This is a genomic window from Paracoccus wurundjeri, from assembly GCF_030678915.1.
In the GTDB taxonomy this organism is placed as follows: Bacteria; Pseudomonadota; Alphaproteobacteria; order Rhodobacterales; family Rhodobacteraceae; genus Paracoccus; species Paracoccus onubensis_A.
Map to the genome: position 1 here is coordinate 21399 of NZ_JAUUTZ010000017.1, position 17606 is coordinate 39004.

Below are 17606 nucleotides of genomic sequence, written 5' to 3' on the forward strand. Positions count from 1 at the left end.
CGCGCCTTCCGAGGTTGATTCACGGCGGGTTCCTGCCAATATAACTGCCATGAACTCCATGCCATACTTACAGGGGAGATATTGATGGCAGACTACAACACTTACCGCACCGCGCAGGGCGTCGGCACCCGCTCAGCGGTGATCGATCAGGGCCTGCGGGCCTATATGAACCGCGTGTATGGGCTGATGTCGGTCGGAATGCTTGTGACCGCCATCCTTGCCTGGGGCACCAACATGCTGGCGGTCGCGCCCGATGGCCAGCTTACATCGCTTGGCGTGACGATCTATCAGACGCCGCTCAAATGGGTGATCATGTTCGCTCCGCTGCTGGTCGTCTTCGGCTTCGGCGCCGCCCTGAACCGCTTGTCCGTTCAGGCTGCGACCATGGTTTTCTATGGTTTCGCCGCTTTGATGGGCGTCTCGATCAGCTGGATCTTCATCGCCTATACGAATTTCTCGATCGTTCAGACCTTCCTTGTCACGGCCATCTCATTCGCTGGCTTGTCGCTTTGGGGTTATACGACCAAGAAAGACATCTCCGGCTGGGGCAGCTTCCTGATCATGGGCGTGATCGGGCTGATTGTCGCTTCGATCGTCAATATCTTCCTGCAGTCCAGCGGGCTGCAATTCGCGATCTCGATCCTCGGCGTATTGATCTTTGCGGGGCTGACCGCCTACGACACGCAGAACATCAAGAACACCTACCTGCGGATGGCGGATTCGGACAGTTCATTCTTGGCCAAGACCGCCATCATGGGTGCTCTGCAACTGTATCTGGACTTCCTGAACCTGTTCATGTTCCTGCTGCAGTTCCTTGGCAACCGCGAATAACCGCTCCCTATCCAAACACGCAAAGGCCGGGCAATCGCCCGGCCTTTTTCATGCGCAACTGACAGGTCGCTGATGCATCCCGCTCGATCCATTTCTTTTTCAGGCCAATATCCTGCAGCGGGAGTCGTCACTGAAACGACAACGGGGGCGCAAGGCCCCCGCCACGTCACCAACAGGACAAAAGCTCAGAAATGGATCGCTCTGCCATAGGCATCCAGAACGGACTCATGCATCATCTCTGACAGGGTCGGATGCGGGAAGACCGTTTCCATCAATTCGACTTCGGTCGTCTCAAGCGTGCGGCCGATGACATAGCCCTGAATCAGTTCCGTCACCTCTGCGCCGACCATATGCGCGCCCAGAAGTTCGCCCGTCTTCGCATCGAACACCGTCTTGATCATCCCTTCAGGCTCGCCAAGCGCAATCGCCTTGCCGTTGCCCACAAAGGGAAACCGCCCGACCTTTACGTCATGCCCCGCCTCTTTTGCCTGCGCCTCGGTCATGCCCACACTGGCAATCTGCGGGTGGCAATAGGTGCAACCGGCAATCGAATCGGGTTTGACCGGATGCGGATGCTGTCCGGCGATCAGTTCGGCCACCATAACGCCCTCGTGGCTGGCCTTATGCGCAAGCCAGGGCGCACCGGCCACGTCACCAATGGCGTACAGCCCCTCGACCCCGGTGCGGCAATATTCGTCGGTCACGACATGGCTACGGTCGATCTTGACGCCAAGCTCTTCCAGACCCAGCCCCTCGACATTACCGACGATGCCGACCGCCGAGATCACGGTATCGAATTCCTGCTTTTTCATCTTGCCGCCGGTCTCGATATGAGCGGTGACTTTCGCCCCGGAACGGTCAAGCTTCTTGACGGAAGCCTTTTCCTTGATCTTCATGCCCTGCTTGACGAATTGTTTCTTCGCAAAGGCACTGATCTCGGCATCCTCGACCGGCAGCACACGGTCCATGACCTCGACCACCGTTGTATCCGCACCCAGCGTGTTGAAGAAGCTGGCAAATTCGATTCCGATCGCGCCAGAGCCGATCACCAGCAGCTTTTTGGGCATATGCGGCGGCTTCAGCGCATGTTTGTAGTTCCAGACCAGTTTTCCGTCCGGTTCCAACCCCGGCAATTCCCGCGCCCGCGCGCCCGTCGCCAGAACAATGGATTTCGCCGTCACCTCTTCGGTACCCTTGTCGGTCTTGACGGTGATCTTTCCCTTACCGGTGATCTTCGCCTCACCCATGATGGTCGTGATCTTGTTCTTCTTGAACAAATGTCCGATCCCGCCCGTCAATTGCTTGGCAACAGCACGAGAACGATCAACCACCTTCTCCAGATCGAAGCCGACCTTCTCAGCGCTCAGACCGAAATCCTTGGCCCGGTGCATCAGGTGAAATACTTCAGCGCTGCGCAGCAGGGCCTTGGTCGGGATACAGCCCCAGTTCAGGCAGATGCCGCCCAGATGCTCGCGCTCGATACAGGCCACTTTCAGACCAAGCTGAGCGCCCCGGATCGCGGCGACATAACCGCCCGGCCCTGCGCCGATCACCACCATATCGAAATTCTGAGCCATCCGGTCCCCCGATCACTGAAGATAGTTCAGCGTTAAACCATTATCTCAAAGGCGGCAAGCACAGCCGGGAAAGAGTTCCGTCAAACTGTATCCGAAGGCTCCGCGTCATCCGGTTTCCGCTCTGCAATCGGCTCGGCCTGCCCGTCCCCGCTTTCGTCGGAAGGAGTATCGGATTGCGCCTCGTCCAGAGCGGCCTCGACAACCAGCGCCGTGGCGTTGGTGCCGATGGCGGCATAACTGCCCTGTTCGTCTGCGGTCAATCCAGGACGCCGGGTCATCCGCCATCCTGCATAAGCGGTCACGGCAACCAGAAGGACACCCATGTAAATCCAGTATCCGTCCGGCCCCGTAACTCCCATCAGCCAGCCGGTGATGATCGGACCGCCCAACGAGCCAAGCCCGTAGATAAACAGAAGCCCCGCCGAGGCTGCAGCCATATCGGACTGATCCAGATAATCGTTCGTATATGCCAGCAACATCGCATAGATCGGATGCGATACGCCGCCAAGCACCGCGCCGGCCAGAACCAGCCCCGCACCGCCCGGTTGAAGAACCACGACGAAAACTGTGGTCAACGCGCCGGTCGCGGCAAGAAGCATCACCAGTTTGCGCCGGTCATAGCGATCCGACACCCATCCCAACGGATATTGCAGCACCAGTCCCCCGGCATATATCGCCGCCACGAAAATCGAGATCTCGGCGACCGACAGACCCACCCTTGCGCCCCAGACCGCCGACATGCCTGCAAGTGCCGCGAACACCCCTCCCATCAGGAAAACCCCCACGCAACCAAGTGGGGATGCGCGGTAAAGGCGGGAAAAGGACATCCGTTTGATCGTCTCGAACCGGGGCGCCGGGCTGGCCGACAGCAGGATCGGCGTGAAAGCCAGCGATACCAGCACCGACGGAATGGCGAATAACAAGAATCCAGCCGGGTCGCCGACATTCAGCAAGGCCTGCGCCGCGACGATACCCAGAAGCTGCATGATCATATAGGCGGCCAGCGTCTTGCCGCGATTCTCGTTGGTCGAGGATTCGTTCAGCCAGCTTTCCGCCGTGATATAGACACCGCAAAAGCAGAACCCGATCAGGAAGCGCAAAATCGTCCATGAAATCCAGTTCGGCCCGATGGCAAAAAGCACCAATATCGCCGAGATCATCGAGCCCAGGGCGGCAAAGACCCGCACATGGCCGACATTGTGGATGATATTAGGTACGATCAGGCTGCCCAGCAGGAAACCGCCGTAATATCCGGACATGACGACGGACATATGGAACGTGCCGATATGCTCGATCTCGCCCCGGATACCCAGCAAGGTGCCGTGCATCCCGTTACCTACCATCAGGAAGAGAACGCCCATCAACAGGGGCCATGTGCTGCGCATTACCGACGTCATGCCGACACCCGCTCCAGTAATATCGAATCGATCAGACCAAGCGACCGCCCCTAACTGCGAATGCTCCGGTTTGCCAGTGGGATTCGCGCCTAAGGTAACAGAAGCGAGGCATCTCCATAACTGAAGAATCTGTATTCTTCGGAAACGGCATGCATATAAATCTGTTTGATTTTATCTATTCCCATAAGCGCGGAAGCCAGCATGAGCAGCGTTGATTTCGGCAGATGAAAATTGGTCATCAGCCCATCACTCACCCGGAATTGATAACCGGGATAGATGAAAATCTCGGTCGAACTGGCAAAAGCCCCCATCCGGCCATCTGTCCCGGCCGCTGATTCGATCAATCGCAACGCCGTTGTCCCGACCGGAATGACGCGCCGTCCTTCGGCCTTCGCGGCATTGATCCGGGCGGCCGCCTGATCGCTGACCTCTCCCCATTCGGCATGCATCCGGTGCGTGGTTACATCCTCGACCTTGACGGGAAGGAAGGTGCCGGCGCCCACATGCAGGGTGACGTGAACGAATTCGACGCCACGTTCTTCCAAAGCCTTCAGCAGAGGCGTGTCGAAATGCAGGCTGGCCGTTGGCGCAGCAACCGCGCCTTGCCGCCGCGCCCAGACGGTCTGATAGTCCCGGTGATCCTGCTTATCCGGTGCCCGCAATGAGGCGATATACGGAGGCAGCGGCATCGCCCCCACCTTGGCCAGCGCCGCATCGAAAGCGTCACCCTCGGCATCAAAGCGCAGACGCAGGTTTCCTTCGGCAATCTCGGCAACCGTTGCGGATAGCTCATCGCCGAAACTGATCACTTCTCCTTCGCGCAATTTCCGCAGCGGCCTTGCCATCGCGTGCCAGCCATCGGCGGCGGGTTCCAGAAGTGTTACCTCGACTTTCGCCACCACTTCGCCTTGCCCGGTCTGACGCCGGCGCACGCCCGTCAGCCTTGCCGGAATCACCTTGGTGTCGTTTAGCACCAGCAGGTCACCCGCACGCAGGATCTGCGGCAGATCGAAGACATGCCGGTCCGCAATCCTCCCGCCTTCGGCAAGCAGCAGACGGGCCGAACTTCGCGGCCGCGCGGGGCGGGTCGCAATCAGGTGCCCGGGCAGGTGAAAATCGAAATCCGACAAGTTCATATCCGGGCTTTTGCGCCGCTATGCCTGCCCGGTCAAGATGGCTGGACCAAAGCCGATAGCGGCAATGTGAAAAGCTAAGTGAAAAACTTGGTCTTTACATACCTGACAAGTTTGATAAGTGTTTGTGGTACAGGAGCCTTTCATGATCGTTTGCCACTGCACACAGATTTCGGATCACGACATCCACGCCGCTATCGACTGGATGCGCGCCTCGGATCCGCAAACGATCATCACACCGGGTAAAATCTACCACGCCCTGGGAAAACGTGCAGATTGTGGCAGTTGCATGCCACTGTTTCTGGACACCATGCGCCACTGCGATAGTCTAGGTGTCGCCCCGCCGATTTTGCGGGCAGCATCAGGCAGCATGGAGGGCCACCCAAATGAAGGGCGACGCAAAAGTCATCGAATATCTCAACGCCGCACTGCGGTCTGAACTGACGGCGGTCAGCCAGTATTGGTTGCATTATCGCCTGCAGGAAGATTGGGGTTACGGCAAGATTGCAAGCAAATCGCGTGCCGAGTCGATCGAGGAAATGAACCACGCGGATCGTCTGATCCAACGAATCATCTTTCTTGAAGGTCACCCGAATCTGCAAAAACTCGACCCGCTGCGAATCGGTCAGAGCCTCAAGGAGACGCTCGAGGCCGACCTTGCGGGCGAACATGACGCGCGTACCCTGTATATCGAGGCGCGCGATCACTGCGAAAAAGTCGGGGATTACGTCAGCAAGCAGTTGTTCGAAGATTTGATTGCCGATGAAGAAGGCCATATCGACTTCCTCGAAACTCAGCTTGAGCTTTACGGGACGATCGGGGCCGAGAATTATGGCCAGCTCAACGCCAGCCCTGCGGATGAAGCCGAGTAAACCGTTCCGGCCAGCCTCCAAACGGATGCAAGTCCAGGATTTATGAAATCTACAAAGCCGGTCCGGCACTCAAGTCACCGGATCATAACGGCCGTGCCTCGCGCGCGGCCGTTTTGGTTGCAAACCGCATCCAGCAGGCACCGCAACTCCAGAATTCGATAAAATTGTATTGTTTCTTGGGTTTATGGCGCGGTTTTCTTCACGAACCGTCAATCACAGCCCGTTAGAACTGATCCCGAACAGAAGTCGTGGGGATACCCAGCCCGGTCAGAAGGCCATGTTACCGAAACTCTGGCGGATAATCGCCTTTTTTACAGGATCATGTGAATGACCAGCATTCTGACCAATAATGGCGCCATCGTTGCGCTACAAACGCTGAAAAACACCAACAAGATGCTGGGTATGACCCAGCGTGAGATCTCGACCGGCAAGCGCATCAACACCGCTGCCGACGGTTCCGCTGTCTGGGCTGTTGCCAAGACGATGGAAATCGACCGCGACTCGTTCAAGACCATTCAGCAGGGTCTGAATGTCGCCGCCAAGGTCACCTCGACAGCAGCGGAATTCGCCAGCGGTATCGTCGACGACCTGAAGGAAATCAAAACGCGCCTTGAGGCTTCGGCGGGGGATGATCAGGATGCAGCCAAGAACTCGGACGAGGTCAAGGAACTGATCGCCGGGATCAAGGAAAAGATCGACTCGGCACAGATCAATGGTGTCAATCTGCTGAATAAAGACGGCGCGGGTGGTGGCAGTGACAAGACCTCCTATACCGTTGTTGCCTCCAGCAACCGGACTTATGGCGAAGCCCAGACTGCGACGACCACGATTACCGTTGATTCTGCGGATCTTGCGACGAAGATTTACGACAAGATCAAGGATTGGGCCCTGACCAGTTCCGACGATGCCAAAAAATATCTTGGCAATGTCATCGAGGGAACTTCAGAAGCCGGTGCAACTGGCGGCGCAACGGGAGGTGCAACCGGCGGCGCGACCGGAGGTGCGACCGGCGGCGCAACGGGAGGCGCAACGGGAGGCGCAACGGGAACCGATACGATCGATACCCTAATCGATGTGGCCATCAAGGAAGCGGCAAAGCTGGGCGCGAAGCAGCATCGCATCGAAGCCCAGGAAGAATCGGTCGGAAAAATCGCGGACAACCTGACCGCCGGGATCGGCGCTCTGGTCGACACCAATCTGGAAGAGGCTTCGGCCCGCCTGCAGGCGCTGCAGACTCAGCAGCAGCTTGGCATCCAGTCGCTGTCGATCGCCAACCAGGCGCCGGGCGCGGTTCTGGCCCTGTTCCGCTAATCGGAACCCTCTCAAGAACGTCCGGGACGCAGATCGGCGTCCCGGCCCCCTAAAATTTCAGTCGGGGAACGACAGACGTGAACGCGATTGCAACATCTTCATCGCATGGTTACGGCGCGCAGATTACGCGCATCCCCCGTGACACGGAATACGACGCCTTTGCCCGCGTCACCCGCCTTTTGCGAAACGCATCCGCAGATAACGATCGCCTGAAGATCATCGATGCCGTGGATCACAATAATCGTCTCTGGACCATTCTGTCCTCGGATCTGCTCAGTGAAGGCAATAAGCTTCCGGATAATGCCAAGGCCGGGCTGTTGTCGCTTGCCGATTTTTCGCTTCGACACGGCCGCGCTGTCATGCTTCGAAAGCTTTCGGTCGAGGTTTTGATCGATATCAATATGTCGATCATGAAAGGTTTGCGTGGCGAGGTGCAGGCATGAGCGGTCTTACTCTCAAACTGAGCCCGAATGAACGCATCCTGATCAATGGCGCGGTCATCGAAAACGGCGCCCGTAGAACCAGCTTTACGATCAAGACGCCAAATACCCATATTCTGCGCCTGAAAGACGCAATTCATCCGGACGACGCCAAAACCCCCGTTTCCCGCGCCTGCTATATCGCACAGCTTCTGATCGCCGGCACCACGGATCCCGATCAGGGTCGCAAGCAGCTGATCGTCGCGATAGAACAGCTTAGCCAGGTTTTCGATGACCGTGACAGCCGCCTTCTCCTGACCGCAGCAAGTGAGCATGCAGTTGCGAATAACGCCTATCGCGCCATGCGCAAGCTGAAGGAACTGCTGCCCAGAGAGGCGCGGCTTTTCGCGGCTCAGGATCAACGCGATCCTGTAAGCCGGACCACCGCCGGAACGGTGACGCGCACGGCATCGATGAACTAACGCATGTCCGGCAGGGCAATTCCCGGGATCATTTCGGGAAACACCGGCCGATCGGGGAACGCCCCCTAAGCCATTCCCAACGCTTCCTTATAGAGTTCCAGCACCGCTTCTTCCTCGGCCACTTGATCCTTGTCCTTCTTTCTCAGGGAAATGATCGACTTGAGCGCCTTGGCGTCGTAGCCGCGACTTTTGCTTTCTGCGAACACTTCCTTGATCTGATCGGCGATATCCTTCTTTTCCTGCTCCAGCCTTTCGATACGCTCGACGAATTGCCGCAACTCGTCCGCGGTTACCTGATAGGTTTCAGCCTGTATGTCCATTTTTCATCTTCCTTCACAAACCGGATCGGATTCTTTCAGCGTTCAGCGGGTTTCGAAACCTCGCATGCCGTAACTTCAAGCCATTGTTCAGAATTCAAGATGCATCGCCCCTGTATGTGTCGGCGTGAGTGAGTGACAGCCGGGCCTTCGGGAAATTGATCACCCTATTTTTCCCGCGCCGTTCAGTCAGACCTACGATGCACCATATTCCCAGTCATCTCTTTCATCACCAACCTGCCCGGATGGATGGTTCCATCCGACGAGCATCCAATAAGGACATCCATCACGAATTTGAAGCCTGAGGCCAAAGATTTCAGCCGCGATCGGGACATCCTGGCAAGGGCCTATATGTTCGTGCGATTCTGCGCCACACGCATCGCGCCGAGGCTCATTCCGAGCCGTTCAGCAAGGATCGCGCGGCTGCCATCGCGGCATCGGTCACCTTGTCTCCTGACAGCATCCGGGCAATCTCCTGCACCCGTGCCTTGGGGTTCAACTCTGTAACGACCGAGGTTGTGATACCGTCCTCGACCGATTTCGAGACAAAGAAATGCCTGTCGCCCAGAGCGGCCACCTGCGGAGAGTGGGTAACGACCAAAACCTGCGCATCCTGTGCCAGCTTTTTCAATCGCCTTCCGACCGCATCAGCCGTTGCGCCGCCGACACCCCGATCGATCTCGTCGAAAATCAGCACAAGCGCATCGTTTCCCCGCGCCAGACATACTTTCAGCGCCAGCAGAAACCGCGACAGCTCGCCCCCCGAAGCAATCTTGTCCAGGGGGCCGGCAGGCGCTCCCGGATTGGTCGCCACTGTAAACGCGATCTCGTCCTGACCATCGGGGCCCGGATCGCCCTGGGCAATGCCGGTCTGGAAGACCGCGCGTTCCATCTTCAGCGGCGCAAGCTCGGCCATCACGGCCTTGTCAAGCCGGACTACGGCTTCACGACGTATCGCCGTCAAGGCATCCGCCTCGGCCTGCCATTCACGTTCCGACGCCTCGGCCTGTTTGCGCAGCTCTGTCAGTGACTGCGCGCCCGAATCGATTCGCTCGAGCCGCGCACGCAATTCATCGCCAAGACCTGCCAGATCGTCCGGCAGAACATCATGCTTTCGGGCAAGAGCCCGCAGCGCAAACAGCCGCTCTTCGCTGGCTTCCAGTTCGTGAGGGTCGAATTCCATCTCCGAAAGCGCAGCTTCCACACCGGCATGAGCTTCGCCCAGTTCAACCAGCGTACGAGACAGAGCGGAAATCGCGGCATCCAGCCGCCCTTCTGCCGAGTCCGCCGCCCCTTCAAGCCAACGATTTGCGTCCAGAATCGCGGATTCGGCGCCCTCGACCCCAAGCAGCTGCAAGGCGCGGGATACATCGTCCCGGATTCGCGCAGCGGCCTGCATGCTGCGTCGGCGTGTATCCAGTTCTGCTTCTTCACCAGGCTGCGGGGCAAATTCGTCCAGTTCCGCCACCGCATGGCGAAGGAAATCCTCTTCCTCACGGGCCTTGGTCAAAGCTGCCTCAGCTTCGGCCAGTCTGCGCCCTGCATCGCGCCGGGCCGCCCATGCCTGCCGGACCGGCCCCTTGTCGATCCGCGCAAACGCATCCAGCAGCGCGGCATGCCCGCGTGGATTCAGCAAGCCGCGATCATCATGTTGACCGTGCAACTCGACAAGATATTCCGACAGCTTGCGCAATACCTCGCCAGAGCTTCGCCTGTCGTTGATCCAGCCGGTCTTTCGTCCATCCGCGCCATTCACACGGCGCAGGATCAGCTCATTTTCTTCGCAATCGATCCCGGCCTCGGCCAGTATCCCGCGCGCCGGATGATCCTTCGGAAGGTCGAACACCGCCGTCACTTCACCCTGAGCCGCACCCTGTCGAACCAGATCGGCACGCCCCCGCCAACCCAGAACAAAGCCCAGGCAATCCAGAAGGATCGACTTGCCGGCACCGGTTTCGCCGGTCAGTACGTTCAGCCCCGGCTGAAACCCCAGAGCCAGCCGGTCGATCAGCAGCATGTCGCGGATATCCAGCGATTGAAGCATGGCTTCTTTCCGGCTGCTGTGGCTTAGCAGATCACAGCCATTTCCCTTGAACCACCTGACGATAGACATTGGTCAGCCAGCTATCCCCGCGCGCCTCGGCCGTCAGGCCGCGCCCACGCAATTGACGATATGCATCCGTATAGAATGGGGAAGACTGGAAGTTATGCCCGAGAATGGCGCCCGCAGTCTGCGCCTCATCCGTCAGACCAAGCGCAAGATAGGCCTCGACCAAGCGCATCAATGCCTCGGGCGTCTGTGTGGTCGTCTGATATTCCTCGACCACGACGCGAAACCGGTTGACCGCGGCCGTGTAATGGCCGCGCTTCAGATAATAGCGCCCGATCTCCATTTCCTTGGCGGCCAGATGGTCGAAGGCGAGATCAAATTTCAGAATAGAGCTGCGGGCATATTCCGAATCGGGATATTCCTCGATCACCTCGCGCAGCGCCACCAGCGCCTGGAAGGTCAGTCCCTGGTCACGCCCGACTTCATCGATCTGATCGTAATAGGACAGCGCCAGCAGATATTTCGCATAAGCCGCATCCTGATCGCCCGGATAGGTTGCGATGAAACGCTGGGCGGCGCCCCGCGCCTCTTCGTAATCCCCTGCCCGATGATACCCATAGGCCTGCATGATCAATGCCCGCTTGGCCCATTCGGAATAGGGGTAAAGCCGTTCGACCTCACTGAAATAATGAACCGCGTCTTCGGGCTTGCGATTGTTCTCAAGCTCGTATTCGCCACGTTTATAGATCTGCTCGGCAGTGAAGCGTTCCAGATTCTGCTTGTCATCATCCGAATCACGCAGGACAGAGCATCCTGCGAGAGTCATGCCTGCCAGAACAGCAGCCATCAAGGAAGCCGAGAATTTCGAGCGCACCATCTTCACCTGCCCAACGATTCTGCTGTGCCGCCGCCTTTTAGGTCTGGCAGCCGCAACCTCCTAGCACAGAACATCAGGGGGCGCAAAATGGCAATCCTTTGAAAATCACAAAAGAATTTTCCGGTGAAAAATGGCCCTGTCGCTGACAGGGCCATTAGGGGTCGAAACATGCGTAAAAACCCACGCATCACCGCACGAGAAGCTCGCCTTCAGCCGCATAGCGATAATTAGCGACACCCGCGCCGGGCAGGCGTTCTTCAAGCGAGGGTGAGCAGATTTCCCACTCCCACGCGGTTGGATCGGCGAATAATTCGCGCAGCAGCCGGTTAGTCATCGCATGACCTGCCCGATGCCCGGTATAACGCGCCAGAAGCGGGGCGCCGGCAAGCGCCAGATCGCCCATCGCATCAAGCATCTTGTGCCGTACGGCCTCATCCCGATGGCGCAATCCGCCAGGCGACAGCACCTGTGCCCCATCGACAACCACTGCGTTCAGATAGGTACCGCCCAAAGCCAGCCCGCTTTTGCGCATCGCATCCACATCCGATTGTCGGCAGAAGGTCCGGCTGTCCGCCAATTCGCGCAGAAATGCGCCATTGGCCATGTCCAGCCGCTTTTCCTGATGACCAATTGCCTCGTCCACGAAATCGATACCGAACTCGATCTCGAGATGATCGGCAGGACGTAGACTCGCAAAACTTTCGCCATCGCGCACTTCGACAGCGCGCAAGACGCGAATTGCACGCAGCGGTTCGGGATGCATCTCGATGCCTGTGCGCAGGATGCCCGCCACAAAGGGCGCAGCAGAGCCATCCAGAATCGGCACTTCAGGTCCGTCGACTTCGATCAGAGCGTTATGGATACCCGTCCCCGCCAGCGCCGCCATGATATGTTCAACGGTGGAAAGCGTCTGACCTTGCCCGTTATCAAGCAAAGTGCACAGTTTCGACGGCGTCACGAAATCCCATCTTGCAGGGATATCAACCGACGGCTTCAGATCGATCCGGCGAAACACGATGCCATGACCAGCCGGTGCGGGACGAATCTCCAGACGAGCCGGGGCACCCGAGTGCAAGCCGACTCCTTCAAAGATCACATTCGTTTTTAGCGTTGCCTGCATGGTCTGCCTGCCTTTGTTCTTTTCCGGAAACAGAATTCTTCCGGTAGCTACCCAGCTAAGACGAGCCACACAGAGGTTCAATTAACGAATTATGAACGTTTGTAACATTCGCAGCCGCTTCGGAAGTACCGACACATATACCCCTCCTAGCCATCTGATTAAGAATAAAAAAAGAGCCGCTGATTGCGGCTCTTCCTGAATCGTTATCGGTTAAATTTGTGATGCGCTCAATTTGCCTGACGGCGCAGGAAAGCGGGAATCTCGACATTGTCCTCGGCATGATCGGGGCTGGCAAGGTCATCGAAATCCGTTTCTTGCTGGCGGCTGCGGGCCGCCACACGCTCGTTGACGCGCTCTGCGATCGAGGATGCCGCAGGTTTCGTTTGTCCGCCCTGATCCTGATGTCCGGCCATTCTTTCAAGCATCCGGCCCAGACCGCTCATCCGGCTTTGAATGCCCTTGGAATCGGCTTCGGGCTGTTGCTGCGGCTTGCGCTCCTTACGCTCGGCCATGGGCGCGCCCTGCTGCTCGACCGCTCTGCGCAGCCGCTCCTGCACTTCTGGCCGGGGCTGGCCCGCCGGGCGACTGGGGGCGACGAAATCATCGGGATTGTCGTCGATATGAACCGCCGCCGCACGGGCCGGCGCACGACCCTGCCAAGCCGGAGGCGGAAGGTCGTCATCGACGACTTTCTTCGCGGCAAGTTCGGTTTTTTCACCGACGGGAGCCGGAGTGCGGCGCGGCGGCACGGCCAGATCGGCATCCGCCTCTGCATTCGCCTCGCGCATGACCGGCGGGTTCTGGGTCAATGGCTCTGCCATGCTACGACGCGGCGCGGGCACATCCTCGATTGCCGCCGATGCGTCGATACCGGTCGCCACGACCGATACGCGAAGCGATCCTTCCATATCCGGATCCAGCGTCGAACCAACGATGATATTCGCGTTGCCATCCACCTTGTCGCGGATGACATTGGCGGCCTCGTCCAGTTCGAACAGGGTCATGTCATAGCCGCCGGTGATGTTGATCAGAACGCCTTTGGCACCATTCAGGCTGATCTCGTCCAGAAGCGGGTTGGCGATGGCACGCTCTGCGGCCTCTTGCGCCCGGTTTTCGCCCGAAGCTTCGCCAGTTCCCATCATCGCCTTGCCCATTTCGTCCATGACGGCGCGAACATCGGCGAAGTCGAGGTTGATCAGGCCCGGACGAACCATCAGGTCGGTCACACCTTTGACACCCTGATAAAGAACATCGTCGGCCATGGCGAAGGCTTCGGTGAAGGTAGTCTTTTCATTCGCCAGCCGGAACAGGTTCTGATTGGGAATGATGATCAGGGTATCGACGACCTTCTGAAGCGATTCGACGCCTTCCTCGGCCTGACGCATCCGTTTCGTTCCCTCGAACTGGAACGGTTTCGTCACCACACCGACGGTCAGGATACCCATCTCGCGCGCGGCCTGCGCAATGATCGGCGCGGCCCCGGTGCCGGTGCCGCCGCCCATCCCGGCAGTGATAAAGCACATATGCGCGCCCATCAGATGATCGACGATATCCTCGATCGTTTCCTCAGCAGCCTTTGCGCCGATGACAGGTTTAGCGCCCGCGCCAAGACCTTCTGTCACTTTCGGCCCCATCTGCACGCGACTGGTCGCCCGGGACTGGGCAAGCGCCTGCGCGTCGGTATTCGCAACCACGAACTCGACCCCGTCGAGTTGTTTCTCGATCATGTTGTTGACCGCGTTGCCGCCCGCGCCACCGACACCGAAAACGGTGATGCGAGGCTTCAGCTCTTGTTCGTCGTTCATCATCAGATTGAGGTTCATGGTTTCCGCCTGTCTGTCGCTGATCTTCGCGGGTGTAATTCACCCGTCCGAATCCCTGTTATTAGGATGATCGTAACGAATATGGCTTTCCCCGTCACCCGAAAAACACAATTCGACCGCAAAATATTGCGGTTATTACCGCAACTCTCGGCGGTATCTTGCCAAACTACCCGAATATGGTGGTTAAGCGCAGCACTCCACCAATTCCACGCCGCATCAAGGCGGGCGCGTCTACCAGTTGTTGCGGAACCAGCGATATGCGCGGCGCAGGCTGCGCGCCGGATAGCTGTCCGCCGGCATCTCGAAATCCCACCATTCGTCCTGCGGATGGGCGGCAAACAAGGCCAACCCGACCGCGCTTGAAAAACTGGGATCCGTCAGCTGATGCGCCAACCCATCTATACGCAAGGGACGCCCGCAACGGATATTCGGTCCAAGGATTCGCGTCGCCAGCCCGTCCAGTCCCGGAATCTGGCTGCCTCCACCAGTCAAGACGATCTGCTGACTGGGCATATGATCAAATCCTGCTGCATCAAGGGTTTGGCGTACATTTTCAAGAATTTCTTCAACCCGTGGACGCATGATTCCAATGACATCAGCCCGGCTGACGGTACGGCGATCCGCTTCCCAATCACCCGTATCGCCGCCGACTTCGATCATGTCGCGATCATCTCGCCCGGTCGCTTCGACACCGCCGTTCAGCGTCTTCAGGCGCTCTGCCACCGGCAACGAAACCCGCAGCCCCTGAGCAAGATCCTGGGTGACAAGATTCCCGCCAATTCTAACATTATCCGAGAAGATCATGTGTTTCTTAACAAAAATTGAAACACCAGTACCGCCACCGCCAAAATCGATACATGCGGCCCCAAGTTCCTGCTCATCCTCGACCAGACTTGCCCGCGCCGACGCGTAGGAAGCCGAGGCGATGCCGGCCAATTCAAGGTCGCAGCGGCGAATGCATTGCACCAGATTGCCGATAAGATCGCCGTCGATCGTCAGCACATGCATGTCGCAGGCCAGTTTATTGCCCGCGTGATCCCGCGGATCCGACAGACCGCTGCGGTTATCCACTGCGAAATTCACTGGCTGGGCATGCAGAACCTCTCGCCCCCGCCCGAAGTCGGGAACCTCGCAGGATGCAAGTACCGAGGCGACGTCATGTTCGGTCACTTTGCCGGATTCGAGCACGATCTGGCCATCCAGCCCATAAGATGACGGGCGCCCCCCCGACATGCAGGCAATGACATGATCAACCCGAACGCCGGCCAGCTTCTGCGCCGCCGCCACTACTGTGCGAATCGCACGCTCGGTCTCGGCCATGGTCTCGATCTCGCCCCTGCGCACTCCACGCGAACGGGTCGAGGCAGCCCCGATCACCCGGAAATTCGCCTGCCCGGCCATGGGTCCGACGCCATCGGTTTCGCGCATGGTTCCTGAACCGTCAAATTTCAGCACCATGCACGCGATCTTCGAGGTGCCGATATCCAGGATACCGATCACCCCGCGTTGCAGGGCCGCCCGCCGCATGTTCCGCATAGCCCGCTGCGTCTGATACAGTTCCGCCACTGTTCAGCCCCCCTTTTCTTCTTCCAATGGCTTTCCATCCGGCCCCAGCAAAGGCTGCCCTCGCGCCGAACGGATCGTGTTCTGTGCATCGATCCCAAGCTGGACGATCGGACGCGACGGATTCCGCAGATCGACCACGCGGATATCCCGACCCAGAATATCCTCCGCCTGATGCATCGCGATTGCGGCGCCCAAAGCCGTTACCGCGCCTTCCGCAGGCAGTTTGATCTGCTGTCCCTTGTCCAGAACCAAATCCCAGCGGCGCTCGCCCCGGCGTACCAGTCCGCGCACACGCGGAAGGATCGGCCCGGCAGCGTCGATCAGTTCCAATGCCTCCTCGCTGGCCTGATCCGCGCCCACGCCGGCGATCAATGGCAGATCCCGGCGAACATCACGCGACGTAACCCCGGCCACCCGGTGCCCTGTGGCATCCAACATCTCGATCCCGCGGGGATGTCTCCAAAGCAATGCAGGGACGCGCTCTTTCACCACCGCCGACAGCACACCGCCGGGCTTGATCCGCAAATCAATATCTTCAATGGCGTCGAGTTGCAGAACCTGCAGGCGCAGCGCCACCAGATCTATATCAAAGCTGGAAGCGGGAAGATCGATCGGCAACATTCCCCGCAACGCCTTGTCAACCGCAGGCGAGGCGCCCTCGATCGTCATCATCTTGACCTGAAAGGCATCGCGGCTCTGGATCTTCTCGACCACTCCGGCGATCCCGTCAGTCAGCATTGCACGGCGCCCCTCATCCGCCATCCACAACCCGGCGGTCATGGCGATCAGAAAAGCGGGCAAGCCAACCCGGACCACCCGCCGGTAAAGCGGTGTCAGCCACATCCGCTCGAGCCGGTATTTCAGGCGAGAAGGCGCAGGATCCCGCTTTGGCCGCGGCAAAGGCGGTTCTGACTGACGCCCGGGACGATGGTCGATCACGAATGACACAACGCATCCTCCACCATCCAGCGCATCAACGCGGGAAAGTCGATTCCCTTATGCGCCGCCTGTTCAGGAGCCAGCGATGTCGGGGTCATACCCGGCTGGGTATTGACCTCCAGAAGGATCAGCCCGTCCAGCCCGCGCGCTTCGTCCCACCGGAAATCCGTCCGCGTCAGACCGCGGCAACCAAGCGCGCGATGCGCCCGAAGGGCATAATCAAGGCAGGCCTCGGTAATTTCATCCGGCAGTTCCGCCGGAAGCACATGCCGCGATCCGCCCTCCTTGTATTTTGCATCATAATCGTACCAACCATCGGTGATGATCTCGGTCACGCATAACGCCCGGTCGCCCATGACCGTCGTCGTCAGCTCGCGCCCGGGGGCATAAGTCTCGACCATGACACTTGCAGGCATCGTATCGGCGAGTTGCGGCGGGGCATTCGCGCCATCATGCACGATATAGATCCCGACCGAGGAGCCTTCGTTATTCGGCTTGACGACATATGGCGGCACCAGAACATGTCTGCGGCCGACATCCACGGCATCGGCGATCACGCTTTCGACCACCGGCAGACCGGCTGCGCGGAATGCCGCCTTGGCCACCGATTTATCCATGGCCATGGCCGAGGCCATCACTCCGGAATGCGTATAGGGAAGCCCCAGCCATTCAAGGATGCCCTGCACGCAGCCATCCTCGCCCCAGCGGCCGTGCAATGCATTGAAAACGACATCGGGATGAGCCTCGTCCAGCCGGGCAACGATATCGCCGCCCCGGCTTGCACCGAGTTCGATCTCGATCACATCATAGCCCGCCACCCGCAGCGCCGCAGCGCATTCACGCCCCGATGACAGTGACACCTCGCGCTCGGCCGAGGGGCCACCCATCAGAA

17 protein-coding genes are annotated in these 17606 nt (G+C 58.8%); 6 read left to right on the forward strand and 11 right to left on the reverse strand.

Annotated elements, in window-relative coordinates; translation table 11 throughout:
- The first annotated feature begins 84 nt into the window (after nt 1-84).
- Nucleotides 85-831, forward strand: a complete 747-nt coding sequence (locus Q0601_RS16155) for a Bax inhibitor-1/YccA family protein (RefSeq protein ID WP_305290903.1) — start codon at nt 85-87, stop codon at nt 829-831.
- 185 nt (nt 832-1016) lie between these two features.
- Here Q0601_RS16155 and lpdA read toward each other — a convergent pair whose 3' ends face one another.
- The 3 genes from lpdA to queA all read right to left on the reverse strand — a co-directional run bounded on the left by lpdA (nt 1017) and on the right by queA (nt 4941).
- A complete protein-coding gene (gene lpdA, locus Q0601_RS16160; RefSeq protein WP_305290904.1) occupies nt 1017-2408 on the reverse strand; it encodes a dihydrolipoyl dehydrogenase in 1392 nt (463 codons plus the stop codon).
- A gap of 80 nt (nt 2409-2488) precedes the next feature.
- The gene (locus Q0601_RS16165; protein ID WP_305290905.1) at nt 2489-3805 is read right to left on the reverse strand and encodes an MFS transporter; all 1317 of its coding nucleotides are present in this window, start codon (nt 3803-3805) and stop codon (nt 2489-2491) included.
- Between the two features lie 89 nt (nt 3806-3894).
- Entirely contained in the window at nt 3895-4941 is a 1047-nt protein-coding gene (gene queA / locus Q0601_RS16170) for a tRNA preQ1(34) S-adenosylmethionine ribosyltransferase-isomerase QueA (protein WP_305290906.1), read from the reverse strand.
- Nucleotides 4942-5083: 142 nt separating this feature from the next.
- Here queA and Q0601_RS16175 point away from each other — a divergent pair, with 142 nt between their 5' ends.
- The 5 genes from Q0601_RS16175 to flbT all read left to right on the forward strand — a co-directional run bounded on the left by Q0601_RS16175 (nt 5084) and on the right by flbT (nt 8022).
- Nucleotides 5084-5377, forward strand: a complete 294-nt coding sequence (locus Q0601_RS16175; protein WP_305290907.1) for a (2Fe-2S)-binding protein — start codon at nt 5084-5086, stop codon at nt 5375-5377.
- The gene (bfr, locus tag Q0601_RS16180) at nt 5325-5810 is read left to right on the forward strand and encodes a bacterioferritin (RefSeq protein WP_305290908.1); all 486 of its coding nucleotides are present in this window, start codon (nt 5325-5327) and stop codon (nt 5808-5810) included. The genes Q0601_RS16175 and bfr overlap by 53 nt, the downstream gene beginning before the upstream one ends.
- Nucleotides 5811-6137: 327 nt before the next feature.
- Nucleotides 6138-7121, forward strand: a complete 984-nt coding sequence (locus Q0601_RS16185; RefSeq protein WP_305290909.1) for a flagellin — start codon at nt 6138-6140, stop codon at nt 7119-7121.
- A 77-nt stretch (nt 7122-7198) separates the two neighbouring features.
- Complete coding sequence (flaF, locus tag Q0601_RS16190; protein WP_305290910.1) at nt 7199-7564, forward strand: flagellar biosynthesis regulator FlaF; 366 nt, start codon at nt 7199-7201, stop codon at nt 7562-7564.
- Nucleotides 7561-8022 carry a flagellar biosynthesis repressor FlbT gene (gene flbT / locus Q0601_RS16195; protein WP_305290911.1) on the forward strand — a complete coding sequence of 154 codons (462 nt, stop codon included), beginning with the start codon at nt 7561-7563 and terminating at the stop codon, nt 8020-8022. The genes flaF and flbT overlap by 4 nt, the downstream gene beginning before the upstream one ends.
- A 65-nt stretch (nt 8023-8087) precedes the next feature.
- Here flbT and Q0601_RS16200 read toward each other — a convergent pair whose 3' ends face one another.
- From Q0601_RS16200 to Q0601_RS16235, 8 genes are all read right to left on the reverse strand, one after another.
- Nucleotides 8088-8342: a DUF2312 domain-containing protein gene (locus Q0601_RS16200; RefSeq protein ID WP_305290912.1), complete on the reverse strand. Its 255-nt coding sequence runs from the start codon at nt 8340-8342 to the stop codon at nt 8088-8090.
- Between the two features lie 388 nt (nt 8343-8730).
- Nucleotides 8731-10383 carry a DNA repair protein RecN gene (gene recN, locus Q0601_RS16205; RefSeq protein WP_305290913.1) on the reverse strand — a complete coding sequence of 551 codons (1653 nt, stop codon included), beginning with the start codon at nt 10381-10383 and terminating at the stop codon, nt 8731-8733.
- A gap of 31 nt (nt 10384-10414) precedes the next feature.
- Nucleotides 10415-11266, reverse strand: a complete 852-nt coding sequence (locus Q0601_RS16210) for an outer membrane protein assembly factor BamD (RefSeq protein ID WP_305290914.1) — start codon at nt 11264-11266, stop codon at nt 10415-10417.
- Between the two features lie 187 nt (nt 11267-11453).
- Nucleotides 11454-12386 (reverse strand): UDP-3-O-acyl-N-acetylglucosamine deacetylase, encoded by a 933-nt coding sequence (gene lpxC / locus Q0601_RS16215; protein ID WP_305290915.1) that lies wholly within the window; start codon nt 12384-12386, stop codon nt 11454-11456.
- A 227-nt stretch (nt 12387-12613) separates the two neighbouring features.
- Entirely contained in the window at nt 12614-14209 is a 1596-nt protein-coding gene (gene ftsZ, locus Q0601_RS16220; RefSeq protein ID WP_305290916.1) for a cell division protein FtsZ, read from the reverse strand.
- A 231-nt stretch (nt 14210-14440) separates the two neighbouring features.
- Entirely contained in the window at nt 14441-15775 is a 1335-nt protein-coding gene (gene ftsA / locus Q0601_RS16225; RefSeq protein ID WP_305290917.1) for a cell division protein FtsA, read from the reverse strand.
- 3 nt (nt 15776-15778) lie between these two features.
- Entirely contained in the window at nt 15779-16723 is a 945-nt protein-coding gene (locus Q0601_RS16230; RefSeq protein ID WP_305290918.1) for a cell division protein FtsQ/DivIB, read from the reverse strand.
- A complete protein-coding gene (locus tag Q0601_RS16235) occupies nt 16711-17601 on the reverse strand; it encodes a D-alanine--D-alanine ligase (protein WP_305290979.1) in 891 nt (296 codons plus the stop codon). Before Q0601_RS16235 ends, Q0601_RS16230 begins: the two co-directional genes overlap by 13 nt.
- Between the last annotated feature and the right edge of the window lie 5 nt (nt 17602-17606).